This is a genomic window from Pseudoxanthomonas sp. LjRoot127, from assembly GCF_964253495.1.
Lineage (GTDB): Bacteria > Pseudomonadota > Gammaproteobacteria > Xanthomonadales > Xanthomonadaceae > Pseudoxanthomonas_A.
Window position 1 is genome coordinate 759,956 of record NZ_CAXUQR020000001.1, and the last position, 22,002, is coordinate 781,957.

Consider the following 22,002-nt stretch of genomic DNA (forward strand, 5'->3'; position numbering starts at 1 on the left):
CATGGCTCTCCGGGATACGTTGGCGTCAGCGCAGCTCGTTGAGGAGCGGCTGCAGATAGGTTTCGTAGGGCGCCCACTTGGGCACGTCGCGCGCGATCACTTTGTCGCGCACCTGCACGGCACTGGCCGTTGCCACACTCTTGCCCTGCGAATTGGGCTGCAGCAGCTTGTCGGTGAACGGGAAGCCGCAGAAGGCCGCCACCTCGCGCATGGTGGCTTCCGTGTTCCGCGTCAGGTCCGTATAGGTGATGTCCAGGATCCGGCCAGGGAACGCCTGGTGCCAGTGCTGCATGAGGTCGCGATACTGGTTGCTGTAGTCCGCCAGCTCCACCTGGTCGTAGGAATACGGCGCGGCGTGGGCAAACAATTCGCGCAGGTTGGAGAAGCAGGTCTCCCGGGGGTCGCGCGACATGTGGATGATCTTCGCGTGCGGCATCGCTTGGCAGATGAAACCCACGTTCATGTGGTTGGGCGGCCACTTATCCGTGATGTGGGTGTGCCCGTTCAGGCGCCAGGCAACGCCTTCCATGTAGTTCCGGCCCAACTCGGTGTAATCGATCCCCGACGCACGCGCCACCGCGACCGGATCCGTAGCGCTGGGAAAATAATGATCGGTCGCATAGCGGACGCGCGCCGCCATGTCGTGGAGTTCGCCTGCGTTGAACACGCCGGGATCACCACCCATCAGCTGCTCCAGCAGCGTCGTGCCGGAGCGGTACATGCCGACGACGAAGATCGGCGTGATGTCCGACGCGTAGCCCGATGCGTCGACCTTCAAGGGCATCTGCTTCAACTGCGCGAACAGGCGACGCGTCGACTCGCGGTCGTACTTGTTCGCCGCGCGGTGGATGCGGTTGGCCGTGTCGAGCGCCTGGAAAGCACCCGCGACATCGCCGATGTCGTCGAGCTCCTTGTGCAGGGCGTAGTAGAGCCTCGTCTTGTCGACCAGGCCAAGGGAAGGCTTCTGCAGCGCGCGCCGGATGCCATCGACATGGTGCGTGTCCGCACTCCACTTGCGCATCCACGCGAGAACCCAGTAGGCGTTCGCGAACCCCGGATCCATGCGCAGGCATTCCATGATGTCCGCTTCAGCATCGTCGAAACGGCCCAGGAACAACTCCATCGTCGCTCGCGCCAGGCGAAGCGACGGCATCTGCGGCTGCAGCTGCATGGCACGGGTGACGAACTCAATCGCCTGCGCCTGGTCGCCCAGCCAGCTGAGCTGTGCGGACACCAGATGCAGCGTCTTGGGGTCGGCCATGCTGCGGAGGAACGGCGAGGCATCGATGTAGCGGCGCATGGCGGCCGACTCTTCGAAATGCCTCAGGCAAAGCAGGACGCTGGGCACCAGCGCCGGGTTGCCTACCGCGGAAGACAGCGCGCGTATCGCGTACTCACGTCCCTTCCGGTAGTTGTCGTTCGCCCGCGCCTCGAAACTGGACAGGTGCAGCAATGCTTCCGCGTTGTCGCCTGCGTCCAGGACCTTGCGGTAGTGCACGGTGGCGCCGGCCATGTCCTTCGCTGCGACCGCACGCCGCGCATGCGACAGCGCTTCCTCGATTTGCGGCATACCCACGTGTGTCTTGCCCTGCTCAATTCGTCACACATTCTACACGCAAAAAAAAGGGGCCCCTTGCGGGGCCCCTCCAAGACTTACTGCAAGCTGTGGATTACCAGCTCTGGGTGTAGCGGAAGTAGATCTCGCGACCGATACCGTAGTACAGGGCGCTCTGGTAGTACGGCGGGGTGAAGCCCAGCTGGTCCAGACGCGGCTTCTTGTCGGTCACGTTGATCGCACCGATGGTGAAGCGGCCGTTCCAGGGCGTCTTGTAGCTCGCCGCCAGGTCGTGGGTGATGTACGGCTTGTTGTCGCCGCAGTTCGAGACCAGGTAACCGAAGTCGACCACGTCCTGGCAGGTGTAGCCCAGGTCGTTGACCAGGTAGTCCTCGGTATACGACACGGTCTGGTCCATCGCGTTGATGGTCCACGCCAGCGAGAAGTCGCCCTTCTCCCACTCGTTCACCAGGTTCGCACGCCACTGCGGGTTATCGGTGGTGTTGACTTGGTCCGTCGTGTCCGAGTTCGGGCCACCGGTTTCGAACTTGTTGATCCAGCTCAGGCTGAGATTGTTGCGCAGCGAACCGAAGCTGCCCAGGTCGAAGCGGGTGGTCGCGTTGAAGTCGAAACCGTCGGTCTTGATGAAACCTTCGTTGGCGTAGCCAGCGCGGACCTGCAGCAGGGCACCGTTGGCCGGGTCACGAACGCTGTACAGGCTCGACGGCAGGTAGGTGCCGTTGCGTTCGCGGTTGATGACCGTCTGTGCCGAGAAGAACCGGATCGAATTGGTCAACTCGATGTTGTAGTAATCCAGCTTCATGCTGGCCCAGTCAGTCGGGTCCCACACCACGCCGGCGCTCCACTGCTTGGAGTCTTCCGCCTGCAGGTCGGGGGTGGCGACGCGCAGACCGTCGATCTGCAGGGTCGATCCCGGCGGCTGGCCGTAGGCGATCGCGGTGGGCGCGTCGACGACGCTGTCGGCCGAGAACGCATCCTTGGAGTTCAGGATGGTCAGCGGCGGCGCACGGAAACCTTCACCGTAGCTGGCGCGCAGGGTCAGGCTGTCGATGGGGTGGTAGCGGAACGAGATCTTCGGCACGAACGAGGTGCCGAAGTCGGAGTACGTGTCGTAACGCGCCGCCAGGTCGACCTCGAAGCTGCTGGTGAACGGCATCAGCCACTCGAAGTAGGCCGACGAGAAGTTGCGGCTGCCCGAGCTCGAGTTGCCCGACGAACCACCGATGTTGCCGGCTTCGGACTGCGCGTCGTACAGATCGGCGAATTCCTGCTTGTGGTGCTCGGCACCGACGACCAGGCCCGAGGTACCGCCCGACAGTTCGAACAGGTCGAACGTGGCGCTGCCGTAGACTTCTTCTTCCTTGAAGATGCCATCGCGGCCGATGGTGGCGCGAACGGCATTCAGCACTTCCGGATCGTTTGCGAGCGGATCGAAGATGCTGTACTCGCCGCTCTGGATCAGCGCGGTCGCGATCGGGATGTTGACGTAGTTGCGACCCAGCGAGATGTACTTCGATTCGGCGCGACGCAGGCCGAAGTCCACCGCCACCGTGTCGCTGACCTGCCAGTTGAAGCCCAGGTTGGTGTCGTAGGTGTTGGTGTCGTCGAAGTTGTCGCGCGGACCGACGGCGGCGAAGCGGTGCTTCAGCACGACGTCCTGGGCGGTGGTGTTGTTCGGGGTGCCGACCGGGATGAAGATGCCGGAATCCGCGAGCGTCGGCGCGAAGCGGCCGAAGCTGCTGACGCGGGTGACGCTGGAGTTCAGGTAGACGGTCCAGTCATCGTTGATCTGGTAGTCGCCACGCAGGAACAGGCCCTTCTGTTCCAGCGACGCGGTGTCCGCCGCGACCAGGTTGTAGTCGTAACGGCAAACCGCGCCGTCCTGCCAGAAGCCCGGGTTGGTGCAGCCGCCGGGGACGGACTGGATGAACTTGCCGGGCGAGACGCGGCCGGTGATCGGGTTGGTCGCCGGGACATAGTAGTTGTTCGCGTTGGACGACGGACCACGACGGCCTTCCATCCACGGCAGGTCGCGGATGTAGGAGATGTCGCGGTTCGCGTACGACACGCCACCCAGCATGCGGCCACGGTCGCCGGAGATGCCGAACACGACGGAACCGGACTCGGTGTCGCCGCCGTTCTGGGCCTGGCCCACGCCGATGCTGGCTTCAACGCCGTTGAAGTCCTTGCGGGTGATGATGTTGACCACGCCGCCGATCGCGTCGGCACCGTAGATGGCCGACGCGCCGTCGGTCAGGATTTCGACGCGCTCGACCGAAGCCAGCGGGATCGAGTTGAGGTCGGAGCCGGCTTCGCTGAACTGCGGCGACAGCGGCAGACGGCGACCGTCGATCAGGATCAGGCTGCGACCGCCGCCGAGGCCACGCAGGCTGAGCTCGGACATCGACTGGGCCGAGGAGCCGGACGCCGGCTTGTTCGAACCGAACGAGTTGAAGGTGGAGTTCTGCAGCAGGTCCGCGACCGTGGTCTTGCCGCTGACCTCGATGGCCTCACGGGAAATGACGGTGACGGGCAGCGCGCCTTCGATTTCCGCACGCTTGATGCGCGAACCCGTGACTTCGATGCGGTCGAGGGTCTTGGCTTCCGAATCGGGGCTCGCGGCTTCCTGGGCGAATGCATTGCCCGCTGCCAGCGATGTTGCGCTGGCGAACAACGCAAACTGGATTGCGTTGGGCAGCTTCTTGAGGTTGGTCATTAGAGGCTCTCTCTCCAAATGTTCACTGAAAAGCCAAAGCCTCGCGGCCCGGGCCAATGGTTCAGACGCATGAATGCTGCGCGACTGGTGCCCAGAGCATAACGTAAATTTTACGGCGATGAAAAGAACCCGATGATTTATCGGAAGAATTTCGTTTTTTTCAGCCTCATCAGTTACTTACGAAACCTTTTTCTTGCGCACGTGCGACCATCCGTCGGATTGCGGCGCAACGAAGAAGGGCGCCCGATGGCGCCCTCCCTGTTCAGCTTTGACAACACGACGCCGCCGCGTGGGTCGCGTCAGACGCCCGCGGCTATTCGACGCGGACCTCTGCACTGCCGGAAAACGTCTCGACGGTGACGCGACCGCTGCCGCTGCCGTAGCGGGTACTGAAGCTGCTGCCGGGGCCACGCCGTTTCTCGATGCTCACGCCGGTCGCCTTCAGCGAACCACTGAAACTTTCGCCGCTGACCTGCGCGGACACGTCCTGGGGAAGGCGCAGCATCAGATTGCCGCTGACCGATTCCATGCTGATTTCGCCGCCCGGCGCCAGGCCGGTGCGCACGTCCACGCGACCGCTGACGGTGCTGGCGCTCAAGTCACGCACCTGCTGCTCGTTGACGATCACCTCGATGCGGCCGGACACCGTTTCCGCATCGATCTCGCCGCCGAGGCGCCCCCGCAACGTGATCGCACCGCTGACGGTGGCCACGCCCACGTCATCGCTGTTGAGCGTCAGGTTGGCGTTGCCGCTGACGGTTTCGACATCCGCCTTGCGGGGCGCCGCCGCGGCTGAAACGCTGCCGCTCACGGTGCTGATGGACAGCTCGCCGGACGCGACCCCCGTGACGTCCACGTCGGCGGCGACCGATTCGATGTCGAGGTCGGCGCGCAGCGGCACCATCACCACCAGCCGGGTGGGCCCGCTGTCGTCGCTTCCCCAGCCACGCTTGGGATAGCGCACCTCGATGTTCACCTGCGATCCCGATCCATCCACCTCCAGCCGCTCCACGCCCTTGCCCAGCGTGCCGGTGATCTGCACCTCGTTGCGCTCCCAGCCACGCACGTCGATGCGGCCCTTGAGATTACTGATGTCGACGCGCCCGCGGGCATCGAGCGGTCGGGTTTCGTTGATGGCGGTCTGCGCCAGGACGGCGGGCGCCCACAGGGCGGTGGCCAGCAACAGGGAAAGGGAAGCGATGCGCATGGGGAACTCCTCAGGTCATGGCCGCGCGCTGGGTCAGCTCCAGGCGGCGGGCGTAGGTACGGCGCAACTGGTCGAGCAGAAAGTGCGCATTGGGTTCGGTCGCGATGGCATGGCGGATCTGGGCGGCACTCACATCCAGCGTATGCAACGCCGGCGCGATCTCCGGCGACGCGGTCACCTGGCGGTCGAGCTGCGCCAGCGCGCCGGTGTAGTCGCGGGTCAGTGCGGCCGCTTCGCGCTGGATGAGCGCATCCCCGGTCGGCGCGCGCTGCAGCTGCCACGTCACCGTCACCGCAAGCAGCACCGACGCCGCCAGTGCGAACGGCGCGAGCCGCGTGCGGCGCGGACGGGCGGCCGCGTGCTGCGGCACGGTGGCGATCCGGGCAGCGATGTCCGGCCACAGGTCGCGCGACGGCGGCAGGTCCTGGCGCATCGCGCGCAGCTGCCAACGCAGCGCGTCGTCGGTCGACGGGGGAAGATCATGCGGGTTCATGCGGCAACTCCTAGACGCTCGCGCAGCAACTGGCGCGCTCGGTGCAACTGGGCTTTAGAACTGCCGACCGCCATGCCCAGCTCGGCGGCGATCTCTTCGTGCTTGAAGCCTTCCACGTCGTACAGCACCAGCACGGCGCGTGCGCGCGGCGGTAGCGTGGCGACGGCGCGCTCCAGGTCCATCGACAACGCCGTGCCATGGCCCGCACTGTCGGCCAGCCCCAGGCTGTCCAGCGCTTCATCATCGTCGTCGAAGCGCGGACCGTTGCGACGGCTGCGCAGTTCCATCAGTGCCGTGTTGACGGCCAGGCGGTGCAACCAGGTGCCGACGGCACTTTCGAAACGGAAACCCGGCAGCGCCTGCCACGCCCGTACGAACGCCTCCTGCGCAAGATCCTCGGCACGCACGCCATGGCTGCCCACCAGCCGGGCGATGACGCCATGCACGCGGCCGGCGTGGCGGCGGTACAGCGCTTCGAATGCCTTGGCGTCGCCTCCGGCGGCGGCCCGCGCCAGCGCAGTGTCCAGCGCGGCACCGTCATCGGCGGCGTTTGTCTCGGCGAGGGGTTCGATCACGGCGGTCAGCATACGGAATGGGATGCCGGGGGAAGCGAAAGGGTTTAGGCGGCACCAAAAAAGAAAGCCGCCCCCAGGGCGGCTTTCCGATCGGCCCGGAGGGCGCGATTTACTTCTTCAGGCGGGCCGCGATGGCGGCACCCAGGTCACCCGGCGAACGGACGGTGGTGACGCCGGCGGCTTCCATGGCTGCGAACTTGCCTTCCGCCGTGCCCTTGCCACCGCTGGCGATCGCACCGGCATGGCCCATGCGCTTGCCGGCCGGGGCCGACGCGCCGGCGATGAAGCCCACGACCGGCTTCTTGACGAATTGCTTGATGTACTCGGCGCCGGCTTCCTCGGCGTCGCCGCCGATCTCGCCGACCATGATGATGCCTTCGGTCTGCGGGTCTTCGTTGAACAGCTTCAGGCAGTCGACGAAGTTCAGGCCATTGATCGGGTCGCCGCCGATGCCGATGCAGGTCGACTGGCCCAGGCCCACTTCGGTGGTCTGCTTGACCGCTTCATAGGTCAGCGTGCCCGAGCGCGAGACGATACCGATCTTGCCCGGCATGTGGATGTGGCCCGGCATGATGCCGATCTTGCACTCGCCCGGCGTGATCACGCCGGGGCAGTTCGGGCCGACCAGCACGGTGTCCGGATGGGCACGGGTCAGTACGTTCTTGACGCGCAGCATGTCCAGCACCGGGATGCCCTCGGTGATGCAGACGATGACCTTGATGCCGGCCGCGGCCGCTTCGAGGATCGCATCGGCCGCGAACGGCGGCGGCACGTAGATGACAGACGCATCGGCGCCGGTGCTCTTGACGGCATCGGCGACGGTGTCGAACACCGGCAGGTCGATGTGGGTCGTGCCGCCCTTGCCCGGGGTCACGCCGCCGACCACCTGGGTGCCGTACTCGATCATCTGGGTGGCGTGGAAGGTGCCCTGCTGGCCGGTGAAGCCCTGCACGATCACCTTCGTGTTCTTGTTGATCAAAACGCTCATGGAAGATTCCTGGTTCGGTGACGTGGATTAGGCGGCGGCCTTGACCGCTTCAACGACCTTCTTGGCGCCGTCGTTGATGTTGTCGGCCGGGATGATGGCCATGCCGCTGTCGCGCAGCAGCTGCTTGCCTTCTTCCACGTTCGTGCCTTCCAGGCGGACCACCACGGGCACCTTGACGCCCACTTCCTTCACCGCGGCGATGATGCCCTCGGCGATCATGTCGCAGCGGACGATGCCGCCGAAGATGTTCACGAAGATGCCCTCGACCTTGTCCGAGGACAGGATCAGCTTGAAGGCCTCGATCACGCGCTGCTTGTTGGCGCCGCCGCCCACGTCGAGGAAGTTCGCCGGCTCGCCGCCGTTGAGCTTGATGACGTCCATGGTGGCCATGGCCAGGCCCGCGCCGTTGACCATGCAGCCGATGTTGCCGTCCATGGTCACGTAGTTGATGTCCATCTCGGACGCCAGCACTTCGGTCTCGTCTTCCTGGCTCTTGTCGCGCATGGCGACCAGGTCCTTGTGGCGGAACGCGGCGTTGTCGTCGCTGTTGAACTTGCCGTCCAGCGCGTACAGGTTGCCGTCGTCCAGGATCGCCAGCGGGTTGATCTCAACCAGCGCCAGGTCCTTCTCGTTGAAGATGCGGTACAGGTTCACCATGATGTTGGCGAACTGGCCCGCCTGCTTGGCGGTCAGGCCCATCTTGAAGCCGAACTCGCGGCCCTGGTACGGCTGCACGCCTTCGACGAAGTCGACGTTGAGCGTGTGGATCTTCTCCGGCGTCTCGGCCGCGACCTGTTCGATCTCCACACCGCCCTCCGACGAGGCGATGTAGGTGATGGTGCGCGTGCCGCGGTCGACCAGCACCGACAGGTACAGCTCCTTGACGATCTCGCCGGCGGTGGTCACCAGCACCAGGTTGACCGGCAGTTCCACGCCGGCGGTCTGGTAGGTGGCCATCTTGGTGCCCAGCATCTTGCCGGCGGCCGCCTTCACGTCATCGACGGTCTTGCAGAACTTGACGCCGCCGGCCTTGCCGCGACCGCCCGCGTGGATCTGGGCCTTGACCATCCAGGGGCCGTTGCCGAGGGACTGTGCGGCGGCGACCGCTTCGTCCGCCGTGGCGGCGACTTTGCCGGCCGGGACCGGGATGCCGTACTCGGCCAGCAGCTGCTTGGCCTGATATTCGTGGAAATTCATGCGTCACCGTGGGTAGGGAACAGAAGACACCGCCCGGGCCGGGGCCGTGACGGCGGCGGCTGGGCGAGCCCCCTATTGTCGCTGACCGGAGCGGGGGGCGCAAAACCTCGGGCCTAAGCCTTTGGTGGAAAAGGACTCGCTGGGCCACGCGGGGGCCGTCATGCCTATACTGTGGGCCTCGCTACAGGGGAAGTACGCGTTTGCGCCAGGCCCAGTCGCTCCTGTCCCGCATCGAATCGGTTCCGCGCCGCGAACTGTATTTCTTCGCCCTCTACCGCGTGCTGGAAGCCGGCATCCTGGCCGCGCTGATGTTCAGCCCGCTGGGCGAAGTGCTTGGCCAGCCCCGCCACGAAGTGCTGGGCATGGGCGTCGCGATTGCCTATCTGGTGCTGGCCCTGGTGTTGCTTTTCATCGGCCGCAGCGTGCGCTGGCTGGTGTGGATCGTCTTCGCGAGCGTCTGCGTGGACATCGCGGTCGCCGCGCTCATCACCCATGCCCTGCCCACCGCCACGGCCGGCGTGGCGATGATGCTGCTGTTCAACGTGTCGGCCGCGGCCCTGCTGCTGCCCAACACCCGGATGGCGCTGGTAGTGGCGCTGATGGCCATCGCCGGGCTGTTCGGCGAGTACCTTTTCACCCTGTTCCACGACCAGAATGCCAGCCGCTCGCTGGCGGAAGTCATCATGTTCGCGGTGAGCTACCTGGCACTGGCCTACCTGGCACACCAGGCCGGCCAGAAGGCGCGCAACAGCCAGGCGCTGGCCGACAAGCGCGGCGAAGAGGTCGCGAACCTGTTCGAAGTCAACGAACTGATCATCCGCCGCATGCGCACCGGCGTGCTGGTGGTCGATGCCGAAAACCACATCAAGCTGGCCAACGAAGCCGCCAGCCTGCTGCTCGGCGATGGCGGCGACGGCGCAGGCGCCGATGGCAAGGGCGTGTCGCTGCTGCACGCGGCGCCGGAGCTGGCCCGCCGCCTGCAGCGCTGGCGCAACGGCTGGCAGACCGACGAAACCCCGATGCAGCTGACCCCCGACCAGCCGGAAGTGCAGCCGCGCTTCGCCCGCCTGCTGGCCGACAGCGAGACCTCGCTGATTTTCCTGGACGACGCCACGGTGGTGTCGCGCCGCGCCGAATCGCTGACGCTGGCCGCGCTGGGCCGCTTCTCCGCCAGCCTGGCGCACGAGATCCGCAACCCGCTGGCCGCGATCAACTACGCGGTGCAGCTGCTGGAGGAATCCCCGCACGTCAACGACGGCGATCGCCGCCTGCTGCAGATCATCCACCAGCAATGCCAGCGCACCAACGGCATCGTCGAGAGCGTGCTGGGCCTGGCCCGGCGTGAGCGCGCCACGCCCGAGCACGTGGACCTCAACACCTTCGTCCGCCGCTTCGTCGACGACTACCAGCAGACCCTTTCCATCGAGACCGACACGCTGGAAACCATCATAGGCGCCAAGCCGGTGCCTGCGCTGGTCGACCCGCGCCACCTGCAGCAGGTGGTGACGGTCCTGGTGCAGAACGCGCTGAACTACGGCCGCCTGCCGGGCGAATCCGCGCGCATCCGCGTGCGCGTGTTCAATGCCGAAGGCCGCCCGACGCTGGACGTGATGGACCGCGGCCCGGGCATCCCGGACGCCGTGGCGGCGCAGCTCTTCCGACCGTTCTTCACCACGTCCGAGCACGGCACCGGCCTGGGCCTCTACATCGCCCGCGAACTGTGCCGCGCCAACCAGGCCACGCTGGAATATGTCCCGGTCCCCGGCGGCGGCGCCTGCTTCCGCGTCACCCTGCCCGGTCCGCACGCCCTGTTGCCCGCCTAGCCGAGAGGACGCGGGGCTTTGTAGGAGTGGGTCATGCCCGCGATGCTTTTGCTTGTTGGGGCCATCCGTGAAAAGCATCGCGGGCATGGCCCGCTCCTACAAAGACAAGCGCTCATGTGGCGGGCATCCTGTAGGGGTCTCGCCTACCATGTTTAACATTCACTCGGTACACTGCCGGCACAGGGGCATGAGGGGGAATGCATGAATCAAAGCCGTAGCGCCCTGATCGTCGATGACGAACGCGACATCCGAGAACTGCTGACACTGACGCTGGGCCGCATGGGCCTGCGCATCGATACCGCCGCCAATCTCGGCGAGGCCCGCGAGCTGCTGGGCCGCAACACCTACGACCTCTGCTTCACCGACATGCGGCTGCCCGACGGCAACGGCATCGACCTGGTGGGCGAGATCTCGCGCAACTACCCCGCCACGCCGGTCGCCATGATCACCGCGTTCGGCAACATCGAACTGGCGGTGGAGGCCCTGAAGGCCGGCGCATTCGACTTCGTCAGCAAGCCGGTCGACCTGACCGTACTGCGCGGGCTGGTAAAGCATGCGCTGGAATTGAACAACAGCGAACGCGCCCCGCCGCCCCCGCCACCGCCGGAACAGGCCAGCCGCCTGCTCGGGGGGTCGGCCGCGATGGATGGCCTGCGCGAGACCATCGGCAAGGTCGCCCGCAGCCAGGCGCCGGTCTACATCATGGGCGAGTCCGGCACGGGCAAGGAGCTGGTCGCCCGCACCATCCACGAACAGGGCGCGCGCGCGGCCGGTCCCTTCATCCCGGTCAACTGCGGCGCCATCCCGGCCGAGCTGATGGAAAGCGAGTTCTTCGGCCACAAGAAGGGCAGTTTCACCGGGGCCCACGCCGACAAGCAGGGCCTGTTCCAGGCTGCAAACGGCGGCACGCTGTTCCTCGACGAAGTGGCCGAACTGCCGCTGCCGATGCAGGTGAAGCTGCTCCGCGCGATCCAGGAAAAGGCGGTGCGCCCGGTGGGTGCGTCCGGTGAGGTGCTGGTCGACGTGCGCATCCTGTCGGCCACCCACAAGGACCTGGGCGAACTGGCCGCGGACGGCCGCTTCCGCCACGACCTGTACTACCGCATCAATGTCATCGAGCTGCGCGTGCCGCCGCTGCGCGAACGCACCGGCGACCTGGCGCAGCTGACCAGCGCCATCCTCGATCGGCTGGCCGCCCAGCATGGCCGCATGGCGCCATCGGTGTCACCGGAAGCGATGGAGGCCCTGGGCCGTTACCCGTTCCCGGGCAACGTGCGCGAACTGGAGAACATCCTGGAACGCGCGCTGGCCATGTCCGAGGGCCACAGCATCGAGATCGACGACCTGTACCTGCCGCAGGCTCCCGCCGGCAAGAAGTTCGGCGGCGAGTTCAGTCCGGGCGAGGTGATCGGTGACGCGCCCGGCGCGATGGACGTGGACCCGGCCGCCGGTGGCGCCCTGCCCGACTACATCGAGCAGCTGGAGCGCGCGGCCATCCAGAAGGCGCTGGAAGAGAACCGCTGGAACAAGACCAAGGCCGCAGCCCAGTTGGGCATCACTTTCCGCGCCCTGCGCTACAAGCTGAAGAAGCTGGGGATGGAGTAGGCCGCGCCGGGCGACAGCCCGGGCCATGCGCGCCCTCGGACGATGACATCAGTCGATCACCGACGCCCCTGCGGGAGCGGGCCATGCACGCTGCTTTCCAGCACGGACCGGAAAGCATCGCGCCCCGAGGGCGCTCCTGCAGAGCACTTCCGTCTGGCTTCATAGGAGCGGCCATGCCCGCGATGCGCTTGCCCGATAGCGCCAGAAAAGCATCGCGGGCATGGCCCGCTCTTGCAGGGCATGGAGCGACACTGGCAGCGGTCACACGCTATATATATGTATGTACCCTCAAATGTGCGCCGCATCCCACAGTGACCCGGGTGACGCAACGCGTCACTTGCTGACGCAGCAGGTCATCTCACCAAGGGGGCGTCAGCTATTTGGCGGTCACCCCCTTTTTCCGGCCAATCGCGCAATCTGTGACCCGGGCCGGCATTGGCCGCACTTCCCGATACACAACGCAAAGGAATGATGCGATAGTCCCGCCCGACTTCGGTGTCAGGGGTTTCCTCCCGGGGAAGTGTGGGGGAATCACTGGGGGTATCAGAAGTTGGCACGCATCCTGCTCTACATCCCTGCACGCGTCGTAAGCAGTTGTACGCGGCGCCCACGGTCCATGTAGGGACACGGGGCTTGTGTCCCTAAACCATCAAGCCAATCCTGAAAGGGGAAATACCATGAAGAAGAACGCCCAGGGCTTCACCCTGATCGAACTGATGATCGTCGTCGCCATCATCGCCATCCTGGCCGCAATTGCGCTGCCGGCGTACAACAACTATCGCATCCGTTCGGCCGAAGGCGCCTGCCAGGCTGAAGCGAAGGCTTTCGTGAACTCGTACATTGCTGCCAACCACTCGCAGATGACCCTGCCGCCGGTTCCCACGGCCAGCTGCACCACCACTTACGCTTTCACCACCGGCACCGGTACCGGCACCGCTCTGACCGGCGACGCCGTGTTCACCCCGGTCGCACCTGGCGTGCGCACCACGACCTGCGCGATGGACAGCGGCACCTGCCGTCTGGCTGCTGCTGGCGCCACTGGCGGCTGATCAGGCTCTAACTCAGCGCGACAAAGGGAGGGGCTTCGGCCCCTCTTTCTTTTGGAGTTTTTGGTGTCTACCCCTCATCCCGCCCCTCCAGCGACGGACGTGCCATGGCGTGTGGGGGTTGCCGGCCTCCTTGGACTGCTGGTGGGCGCTGGAGGGGCGCTACTGCTCAGGCAACAACCCACCTGGGCTCTCATCACTCTGATAAGTTTTACCGCTGCGCCAATGTGGTGGATCGAAGCCCGCCGCCACTCTTACCTGATTGACACATCACCCAAGGGCACCAAGCCAAGATCGAGCAGGGCGTGGCGTCTGTATGGGCTGGCAATCGGCGCCGTGATGTGGATTGCAACGCTGCAATTGCTTCCTCTCGCTCATGGTCCAGTGATCTACGGCTTCTTCCAGCTACTCGAGGTGTGCTGGCCGTTGCTGACGGCGGGGCTGTTGGTTTATCTCTTCCGCCCCACTGACTCGCCTCCTCGTGGACTGGAGCTCGTAGGCCGCTGGATCAGCCTGCGTCCTGAAAACGAGCGGTTTCCATGGCCTGCCTTGCGCGATCACTTGGTAAAAGCCTTTTTCCTGCCACTGATGCTCGGCTTCGCCTACGACTGGGCAACAGACGCAAGCCCTTGGGGTTCATCGCAAGCGCCCCGTTGGTACTTCGTTTCAATGGCCGTGCTGTACCTGATCGATACGGTATTCGCTACGGTGGGATATCTCTCCACCTCGCATCGGTTAGGGGCTGAGATTCGCTCCAGCAATCCATACTGGCTGGGCTGGGTGGCTGCATTGATCTGCTACCCCCCTTTCTTCACCTGGCTGCAGCAGAGTGGCTTCAACTACCGTGACGGCCAGACGTGGGTCGAATGGCTCAATCCCACTATGCCGCTCTACTACGCGTGGGGCGGCAGCATCCTCATCCTCACTGGCGTCTATGCCTTGTCCACCGTGGTGTTTGGCATCCGGTTCAGCAACCTCACGCACCGCGGCATCATTACCCACGGCCCGTACCGGCTGACCAAGCATCCCGCATACATCAGCAAGAATCTCTCCTGGTGGCTGATCTCGGTGCCATTCGTTTCAGGCGCCAGCGCGACGGCCGCGCTGGCTCATTGTGGGATCCTGCTTTGCATCAACTTTGTCTACTGGGTGCGCGCCAAGACTGAGGAGCAACATCTTCTGGCGGACCCAAAGTATCGTGAGTACGCAGCATGGATCGAAGAGCATGGTCTCTTCGCCAGACTGGTGCGAAAGGCGAGAGAGATGTGAACCTGCGCATGGGAACTGGCACCCGCTGGCTCGCGTTCCTGCTATTGACGGGATGTGCCATGCTTTTGTGGGGCCAACGTTACCGGGAGTCTCGACCGCCGGAATCGCTTGAAGCCCTGATGGACTCCGAGGGGATAGGGATTGCGATCCTGTCGGTCAGAACCGCCAAGGACTCAGGCCAAACGCGCGTGCTCAACCGGACGCCATGGTGGCACAGGGAGTCCATTGATCCGTCGACACGATTGCCCATTGCCAGTTTATCCAAGCCAATCACCGCCTCGGTGGTCCGTCGTCTTGTCGTACAGGGCAGACTGCATCTGGATACTGCTGCAATCTCGCTCTTGCCAGAGCTTCGGACATTGCCGGACCCCCGCGCGTCACGAATCACTGTCCGTCATCTGCTGCAGCACACGTCCGGCCTGGATCAATCCGCGGGCGACCCAATGTTCCACGCCGGGGCGCCGATCGGATGCAGGGGTGCCATTGCCGCCAGCTTGTCCCGACGACTGGAAACACCTCCCGGTACCCGCATGCGGTATTCCAACACGGGGTACTGCCTGCTGGGGGAAATCATCAGTCGGGCAACCGGAGAAAGCTACGAGATCGCGACACGGCGCCTACTCGGCGAGCTGGCAAGCGACGGGCTGGAAATGGGCACCGCAGCAGGAGCTCCCCCCGCACGTGATGGCCTGTCCAGCGACCTTGTGCGAGCGCTTGGGGCAGCAGGCGGTTGGTCGGGAGATGCGGCCACCTTGGCAACCCTCTATGGACGAGATGCGCTGGATCCCACCATACCCATGCCCACGGACGCACCCCGTGGCGACTGGTTCTACGGACTGGGGTGGCGGGTGTGGCGGCAAGGAAATGGCTATCGGCTTACGCACTTCGGCAATTTTCCCGGCACGTTCTCTGCTGCAATGGCGTATCCCGACGGCTCGTCCGCGGTCGTACTCATGAACGGACAGCCGGCGAATCCCGAGAAATTTGCGGCGCTTGTTTACCCCCTGCTTGACCAGGAGCTCGTCGTGACGCGGCGCAAGACCCGAATCTCAGCTAGAAGGGGACCTTAACTTGCCAGCCGTCACGCTTTTGCAGCCTCAGCCGCGGACATCCCCCTCCTCCGAGTCAACTGGCGCGTTCCTTGCTTATGTTTCCGCCGGGGACCCTCATTTGGTAGCTGCCATGAATCGCAACGCCCACGGCTTCACGCTGATCGAACTGATGATCGTCGTAGCCATCATCGCCATTCTTTCCGCCATTGCCCTTCCGGCTTACAACAACTACCGGATCCGCGCGGCGGAAGGTGCTTGCCAAGCTGAGATGAAGCAGTACGCGGGCTTTTCACTCGCGGTTTTACAGAATCAGGACACACCCACTGCCCCGCCACTGGCAGCATGCAGCGCCGCGGATACCGCCACAGCGGTGGGTGTCAATATCACGGGAACACCTCGTAGCCCCGGAACTCGCCTGACCCTGTGCAACATGAGTACTGGCAACTGCGCTCTGCAGTGACCCGCCGCGTCAGAAAGTCGACGATGCGGTCCGGCCAGGCCAGGCCCCAGGATTTTTACTCCATGCAAGCAATGCATGGGCAGCGACGTATTAAAGTGAAGCGGCGCCCAATCGGATTCAATGTGCTATGAACGCAGTTGCAGCTCCCAATCTCGTTGGCATTACTGGCATCGCGAGGCGCCTCGTACAGGATGGCGCCCTCGAGGAAACGGCTGCTCGAGCTGCGATGGCAAGCGCAACCGAAGCGAAAGTGCCGCTGCCACAGTGGATTTCCGAAAAGCGACTGGTTTCGGCTCCGCAACTCGCGGCCGCAAATGCCATGGAATTCGGCATGCCGCTGCTAGACGCGCAATCCTTCGATCCCTCCCACAGTGCGATCAAACTCGTCAGCGAGGAACTGCTGCAAAAGCACCAGGTGCTGCCTCTGTTCAGGCGCGGCAACAAACTTTTCGTCGGCGTGGCCGATCCGACCCGCAGCCATGGCGCACTGGACGAAATCAAGTTCCACACCAATCTGATCATCGAGCCGGTGCTGGTGGACGAGGACCAGCTGCGCCGCACGCTGGACCAGTGGCAGAACGCCGCCAATGCCCTTTCCGGCAGCTTCGGCGATGACGAAGACGGGCTAGACAGCCTGGATGTCGACGCCGGTGACGACGAGGGCGGCAGTGAGAGCGCCGTCGACGCAAAGGGCGACGACACCCCGGTGGTGAAGTTCGTGAACAAGGTGCTGGTGGACGCGATCAAGCGCGGCGCCTCGGACATCCACTTCGAGCCTTACGAAACCGACTATCGCGTCCGCCTGCGCGTGGACGGCATCCTGAAACAGGTCGCCAAGGCGCCGACCAAGCTCAAGGACCGCATCGCCGCGCGTATCAAGGTGATGGCGCAGCTCGACATTGCCGAAAAGCGCGTTCCCCAGGACGGACGCATCAAGCTGAACCTGTCCAAGAGCAAGCAGATGGACTTCCGCGTCAGCACGCTGCCCACGCTGTTCGGTGAGAAGGTGGTGCTGCGTATCCTGGACGGCAGCGCGGCCAAGCTGGGCATCGACAAGCTGGGCTACGAACCGGACCAGCAGAAGCTGTTCGAGGACGCCATCCAGAAGCCTTACGGCATGGTGCTGGTCACCGGCCCCACCGGTTCGGGCAAGACGGTCAGCCTTTACACCGCGCTGGGCATCCTCAACGACGAGACCCGCAACATCTCTACGGCGGAAGACCCGGTGGAAATCCGCCTGCCGGGCGTGAACCAGGTACAGCAGAACAACAAGCGCGGCATGACCTTCGCCGCCGCCCTGCGCAGCTTCCTGCGCCAGGATCCGGACATCATCATGGTCGGCGAAATCCGCGACCTGGAGACCGCCGAGATCGCCATCAAGGCCGCCCAGACCGGCCACATGGTGCTGTCCACCCTGCATACCAACGACGCGCCGCAGACCATCGCGCGCCTGATGAACATGGGCATCGCGCCGTACAACATCACCAGCTCGGTGACACTGATCATCGCCCAGCGTCTGGCCCGCCGTCTGTGCACCAAGTGCAAGCGCCCGGTCCAATTGCCGCCGCAGGCACTGCAGGCCGAAGGCTTCAGCGAGGCCGAGATCGCCTCGGGCTTCACCGTTTACGAGGCCGTGGGGTGTGACGAGTGCACCAGCGGCTACAAGGGCCGGACCGGCATCTACCAGGTCATGCCGATGAACGAAGCGATCCAGGAGATCGTGCTGGAAGGCGGCAACGCCTTGCAGATCGCGGAAGCGGCGCAGCGCGTCGGCATCCGCGACCTGCGCCAGTCGGCGCTGCTGAAGGTCCGCAACGGCATCACCAGCCTGGCCGAGATCAATCGCGTCACCAAGGACTGATATCGCGACCTCTCCCGAAGCGCCTGTAGGAGCGGGCCATGCCCGCGATGCCTTTGGATCAAGGACGACGGTAGTGCATCGCGGCCATGGGGCGATCCTACGGCCGCGGCGGCGCTGGATTTACGGCGCGCGCGCCTCACGGGCCTGGCACGGATAGCGCCCACTCCCGGAGCACGGGAAGGGGAAGGCCCTGCATCCCCATATCACCGAAACCCGGCCGCCGTCACAGGCGCGGCGCTTCCATTGGGCCGATTACCGGCTACCATGCGGCATTGACGTCCGGGTGGGGAAATCCGGACAGGGGACTACCGATGGCCGTGACCCGCTCCGCTGCGAAGAAGACCGTGACCGCGCCCGTGCGCGAGAACCCGCTGAACCTGTTCGTCTGGGAGGGCACCGACAAGCGCGGTGTCAAGATGAAGGGCGAGCAGCAGTCGAAGAACGCCAATTTCCTGCGCGCCGAACTGCGCAAGCAGGGCATCACCCCCAGCGTGGTGAAGGTGAAGCCGAAGCCGCTGTTCGGTTCAGCCGGCAAGCCGGTCAGCGCGAAGGACATTGCCTTCTTTAGTCGCCAGATGGCCACCATGATGAAGGCTGGTGTGCCGATGGTTTCGTCGCTTGAGATCATCGAGAGCGGACAGAAAAATGTCCGCATGAAGAAGATGGTCGAGCAGATCCGCTTCGATATCGAAGGGGGCTCTTCGCTGTATGAGGCCATCAGCAAGCATCCCGTGCAGTTCGACGAGCTCTATCGCAACTTGGTGCGTGCGGGCGAGGGCGCTGGTGTGCTTGAGACCGTCTTGGAGACCGTCGCCAACTACAAAGAAAACCTCGAAGCGCTGAAGGGTAAGATCAAAAAGGCATTGTTCTATCCCGCAGCAGTGATCGCGGTCGCTATATTGGTGACCTCTGTGATCCTGATGTTCGTGATTCCCGAGTTCGAGAAGACCTTCGCGAGTTTCGGGACGGAGCTCCCAGCGTTCACGCAGATGATCATGGGTGCTTCGCGCTTCATGGTGAGTTATTGGTGGATGCTCCTGCTCATCGTGATCGTGGGCAGCTTCAGCTTCATGTTCTTTTACAAGCGCTCACCGGCGCTACAACACACGATGGATCGGTTGATATTGAAGGTGCCGGTCATCGGCCAAATCATGCATAACTCGTCGATTGCACGCTTCGCGCGCACTACTGCGGTGACGTTCAAGGCGGGCGTGCCTTTGGTGGAAGCGCTGGATACTGTCGCGGGTGCAACGGGCAATCTGGTTTATGAAAAGGCCGTATTTCGCATGCGCGACGACGTTTCTGTCGGCTATCCCTTGAACATGGCGATGAAGCAGACGCAGCTTTTTCCGCACATGGTGGTCCAGATGACGGCGATCGGCGAAGAGGCCGGCGCACTCGACACTATGCTGTTCAAGGTGGCGGAATATTTCGAGCAGGAGGTCAACAACGCGGTGGATGCGCTGTCCAGCCTGCTGGAACCCTTCATCATGGTCATCATCGGCGTGCTGGTAGGCGGCCTGGTCATCGGCATGTACCTGCCGATCTTCAAGATCGCATCCGCAGTCGTCGGCTGATTCGTGGCATTCCTGGATCAACACCCCGAACTGGGGTATCCCGTGGTGGCAGGCCTCGGCCTGCTGGTGGGCAGCTTCCTCAACGTGGTCATCCTTCGGCTGCCCAGGCGGCTGGAGTGGGAGTGGAAGCGCGACGCGCGCGAGGTGCTGGAGGAGCCGGAGCTGTACGACCCGCCTCCCCCCGGCATTGTGGTGGAGCGCTCGCACTGCCCGCACTGCAAGACCCCGCTGTCGTGGTTCGAGAACATCCCGCTCTTCAGCTGGCTGGCCCTGCGCGGCAAGTGCCGGCACTGCAAGGCGCCGATCTCGCCGCAATACCCCATCGTCGAACTGCTGACCGCCGTGCTGGCGGTGGCGTCGGTGTGGCGCTTCGGCTTCGGCTGGCAGGGCTTCGGTGCCGCGCTGCTGAGTTGCTACCTGGTGGCCCTGAGCGGCATCGACCTGCGCACGCGGCTGCTGCCCGACCAGCTGACGCTGCCATTGATGTGGCTGGGCCTGATCGGCAGCCTCGACAACCTCTACATGCCCGCCAAGCCCGCCCTGCTGGGCGCGATTGCCGGTTATGTCTCGCTGTGGCTGGTGTGGTGGCTGTTCAAGCAGATCACCGGCAAGGAAGGCATGGGACGGGGCGACTTCAAGCTGCTCGCGGCGCTGGGCGCATGGGTGGGGCTGAGCGGCGTGCTGCCGATCATCCTGATTTCTTCACTGGTGGGCGCCGTGGTCGGCTCGGTCTGGCTGGCCATGAAGGGCCGCGACCGCGCCACGCCGATCCCGTTCGGCCCGTATCTGGCCATCGCAGGCTGGATCGTCTTCTTCTGGGGCCAGCAGATCGTCGACGCGTACCTGCGCTTCGCCGGACTGAAGTGAGCCACCGGCCCTAGGGCACGCGTCGGCGTGCCCTGCCCCATACTTCGCGCATGAGCGATTACTTCATCGGAATGACCGGCGGCATCGCCTCGGGCAAGAGCGCGCTGGAAAAAGCCTTCGCCACCCACGGCATCGTGGTGGCCGACGCCGACCTGCTGGCGCGCGAGGTGGTGCAGCCGGGGGCGCCCGCCCTTGCGGCGGTGGTGGAGCGGTTCGGCCCCGACGTACTGCGGGCCGATGGCCAGCTCGACCGCGCAGCCCTGCGTGCGCGCGTCTTCGGCAACAAGGAAGAGCGCCGTGCGCTGGAAGCGATCCTCCACCCTGCCATCCGGATCCGCCTGCAGGCGATCTGCCAGCAGGCCACCAGCCCGTACGCCATCGCCGTGATTCCCCTGCTCACCGAAGGCGGCGGCCGCGCCAGCTACCCGTGGCTGCACCGCATCCTGGTGGTCGACACCCCCGCCGCCGTGCAGAAGGCGCGCCTGATGCAGCGCGATGGCATCGATGCCGTCCTGGCCGACAGGATGATGGCGGCCCAGGCCACCCGCGCCGACCGCCTGGCCCTCGCCGACGACATCGTCGTCAACGATGGCGACCTGCACCACCTGCAACATGCCGCCGACGCCCTGCATCGGCGCTACCTCGCCCTGGCCAACGCCACCCCGTAGTCTCGCGCCGCACAGCTTTTTAGGAGCGGGCCATGCCCGCGATGCGCTATGTCGTGGGCCACAGTCCGCGGATGGCCGCGATGCCTTGTGCGCCATGCCGCCGGGCTTCGGTGATGTCGGCGGTTCCCATGCCGCCGATGGCATAGATCGGCAACGACACGCGTTCGCGCCGGTGGACGAACCCCTGCCACCCGATCGCCTGGCCGCCGGGATGGCTGGGAGTCGGATGCACGCTGCCCACGACGGCGAAATCGCACCCCAGTGCCTGCGCCTTCTGCAGTTCGTCCGGCGTATGGCACGACGCCGCCACCGGCAGACCGTCCGGCAAGGGCCGCGCCGCGAGGGCGTCGAGTTGCGAGGCACGCAGGTGCACGCCGGCCTGCAGTTCCTGCGCCAGCTCTATGTCGCCATTGAGCAGCACCGCCGCTCCGGCATCACGGCAGCGCACGACGGCATCTCGCGCCAGCGTCTTCCACGCCTCGCCCGACAGGCTGCGCGCGCGCACCTGCACGCGACGGATACCGTTCGACAGGGCTTGCTCCAGCGCGGCCAGCCAGCGTGCCGGATCGGCGGGTTCCGGCGTCACGAGATAACGGTCTGGCTGCAGCAGGGCCGCGACCACCGGGCGGTCGGCGGGCGGCATGTCGTAGCGCGCCAGCTTGTCGGGCGCGACCCAGGCCAGGGCCTGCCCCTCGTGCCCGCGCGGGGTGCCGGTCCAGCCGGTCAGGTGCCGCACGTCCAGGCACAGGCGCTTGTCGGGGTACTGCTGCGGCACGCTGATGATGGGCTCGCCCACGCGTGCCTCGATGCCGAGTTCCTCGCGCAATTCGCGCACCAGCGCCTCCTCCGGGCTCTCGCCGGGCTCCTGCTTGCCGCCGGGGAATTCCCAGCGTCCCGCCAGATCGCGCCCCTCGGTCCGGCGGGCGAGCAGGATGCGGCCGCGCGCGTCGGTGATGACGGCGGCCATGACATGGATGGAGCGCAACGGGGTGGGCATGGAGGAAGCTTGCCGGGAACCGGCA

General features: G+C 65.0%; 17 protein-coding genes and 1 pseudogene. 10 read left to right on the forward strand and 8 right to left on the reverse strand.

From position 1 onward, the window contains the following. Window positions 1-25 precede the first annotated feature (25 nt). The 7 genes from ACSQ19_RS03665 to sucC all read right to left on the reverse strand — a co-directional run bounded on the left by ACSQ19_RS03665 (window position 26) and on the right by sucC (window position 8,752). On the reverse strand, window positions 26-1,570 hold the full coding sequence (locus ACSQ19_RS03665; RefSeq protein WP_436001085.1) for a tetratricopeptide repeat-containing sulfotransferase family protein: 1,545 nt from the start codon (window positions 1,568-1,570) through the stop codon (window positions 26-28). Window positions 1,571-1,670: 100 nt separating this feature from the next. After that, complete coding sequence (locus ACSQ19_RS03670; RefSeq protein WP_436000098.1) at window positions 1,671-4,292, reverse strand: TonB-dependent receptor plug domain-containing protein; 2,622 nt, start codon at window positions 4,290-4,292, stop codon at window positions 1,671-1,673. Between the two features lie 313 nt (window positions 4,293-4,605). Beyond that, entirely contained in the window at window positions 4,606-5,499 is an 894-nt protein-coding gene (locus tag ACSQ19_RS03675) for a DUF4097 family beta strand repeat-containing protein (RefSeq protein WP_436000100.1), read from the reverse strand. A gap of 10 nt (window positions 5,500-5,509) precedes the next feature. Then, window positions 5,510-5,992 (reverse strand): hypothetical protein, encoded by a 483-nt coding sequence (locus tag ACSQ19_RS03680; protein WP_436000102.1) that lies wholly within the window; start codon window positions 5,990-5,992, stop codon window positions 5,510-5,512. Then, a complete protein-coding gene (locus ACSQ19_RS03685) occupies window positions 5,989-6,579 on the reverse strand; it encodes an RNA polymerase sigma factor (RefSeq protein ID WP_436000104.1) in 591 nt (196 codons plus the stop codon). The genes ACSQ19_RS03680 and ACSQ19_RS03685 overlap by 4 nt, the downstream gene beginning before the upstream one ends. 97 nt (window positions 6,580-6,676) lie before the next feature. Beyond that, on the reverse strand, window positions 6,677-7,555 hold the full coding sequence (sucD, locus tag ACSQ19_RS03690) for a succinate--CoA ligase subunit alpha (protein WP_056878046.1): 879 nt from the start codon (window positions 7,553-7,555) through the stop codon (window positions 6,677-6,679). Window positions 7,556-7,582: 27 nt separating this feature from the next. Next, window positions 7,583-8,752: an ADP-forming succinate--CoA ligase subunit beta gene (gene sucC / locus ACSQ19_RS03695; RefSeq protein WP_296278461.1), complete on the reverse strand. Its 1,170-nt coding sequence runs from the start codon at window positions 8,750-8,752 to the stop codon at window positions 7,583-7,585. Between the two features lie 200 nt (window positions 8,753-8,952). On the opposite strand from sucC, the gene ACSQ19_RS03700 reads away from it, so the two are divergent. From ACSQ19_RS03700 to coaE, 10 genes and pseudogenes are all read left to right on the forward strand, one after another. After that, entirely contained in the window at window positions 8,953-10,575 is a 1,623-nt protein-coding gene (locus ACSQ19_RS03700; RefSeq protein WP_296278462.1) for a sensor histidine kinase, read from the forward strand. A 201-nt stretch (window positions 10,576-10,776) separates the two neighbouring features. Continuing rightward, window positions 10,777-12,180, forward strand: a complete 1,404-nt coding sequence (locus tag ACSQ19_RS03705; protein ID WP_299346382.1) for a sigma-54-dependent transcriptional regulator — start codon at window positions 10,777-10,779, stop codon at window positions 12,178-12,180. Between the two features lie 677 nt (window positions 12,181-12,857). After that, entirely contained in the window at window positions 12,858-13,229 is a 372-nt protein-coding gene (locus tag ACSQ19_RS03710) for a prepilin-type N-terminal cleavage/methylation domain-containing protein (RefSeq protein ID WP_436000108.1), read from the forward strand. 222 nt (window positions 13,230-13,451) lie between these two features. Then, window positions 13,452-14,495, forward strand: a complete 1,044-nt coding sequence (locus ACSQ19_RS03715) for an isoprenylcysteine carboxylmethyltransferase family protein (protein ID WP_436000110.1) — start codon at window positions 13,452-13,454, stop codon at window positions 14,493-14,495. After that, on the forward strand, window positions 14,492-15,565 hold the full coding sequence (locus tag ACSQ19_RS03720) for a serine hydrolase domain-containing protein (protein WP_436000112.1): 1,074 nt from the start codon (window positions 14,492-14,494) through the stop codon (window positions 15,563-15,565). Before ACSQ19_RS03715 ends, ACSQ19_RS03720 begins: the two co-directional genes overlap by 4 nt. Window positions 15,566-15,677: 112 nt before the next feature. After that, window positions 15,678-15,780: pseudogene (locus ACSQ19_RS03725) on the forward strand (prepilin-type N-terminal cleavage/methylation domain-containing protein); the annotation flags it as partial. A 354-nt stretch (window positions 15,781-16,134) separates the two neighbouring features. Next, entirely contained in the window at window positions 16,135-17,868 is a 1,734-nt protein-coding gene (pilB, locus tag ACSQ19_RS03730; protein WP_436000114.1) for a type IV-A pilus assembly ATPase PilB, read from the forward strand. A 311-nt stretch (window positions 17,869-18,179) separates the two neighbouring features. Continuing rightward, on the forward strand, window positions 18,180-19,445 hold the full coding sequence (locus tag ACSQ19_RS03735; protein ID WP_436000116.1) for a type II secretion system F family protein: 1,266 nt from the start codon (window positions 18,180-18,182) through the stop codon (window positions 19,443-19,445). Window positions 19,446-19,448: 3 nt separating this feature from the next. Further along, window positions 19,449-20,312, forward strand: coding sequence for a prepilin peptidase (locus ACSQ19_RS03740; protein ID WP_436000118.1), 864 nt, complete (start codon window positions 19,449-19,451; stop codon window positions 20,310-20,312). A 50-nt stretch (window positions 20,313-20,362) separates the two neighbouring features. Further along, complete coding sequence (gene coaE, locus ACSQ19_RS03745) at window positions 20,363-20,980, forward strand: dephospho-CoA kinase (protein ID WP_436000120.1); 618 nt, start codon at window positions 20,363-20,365, stop codon at window positions 20,978-20,980. Between the two features lie 46 nt (window positions 20,981-21,026). Here the strand turns inward: coaE and ACSQ19_RS03750 are convergent, their stop codons facing one another. Beyond that, on the reverse strand, window positions 21,027-21,977 hold the full coding sequence (locus ACSQ19_RS03750) for a Nudix family hydrolase (protein WP_436000122.1): 951 nt from the start codon (window positions 21,975-21,977) through the stop codon (window positions 21,027-21,029). Window positions 21,978-22,002: the final 25 nt, after the last annotated feature.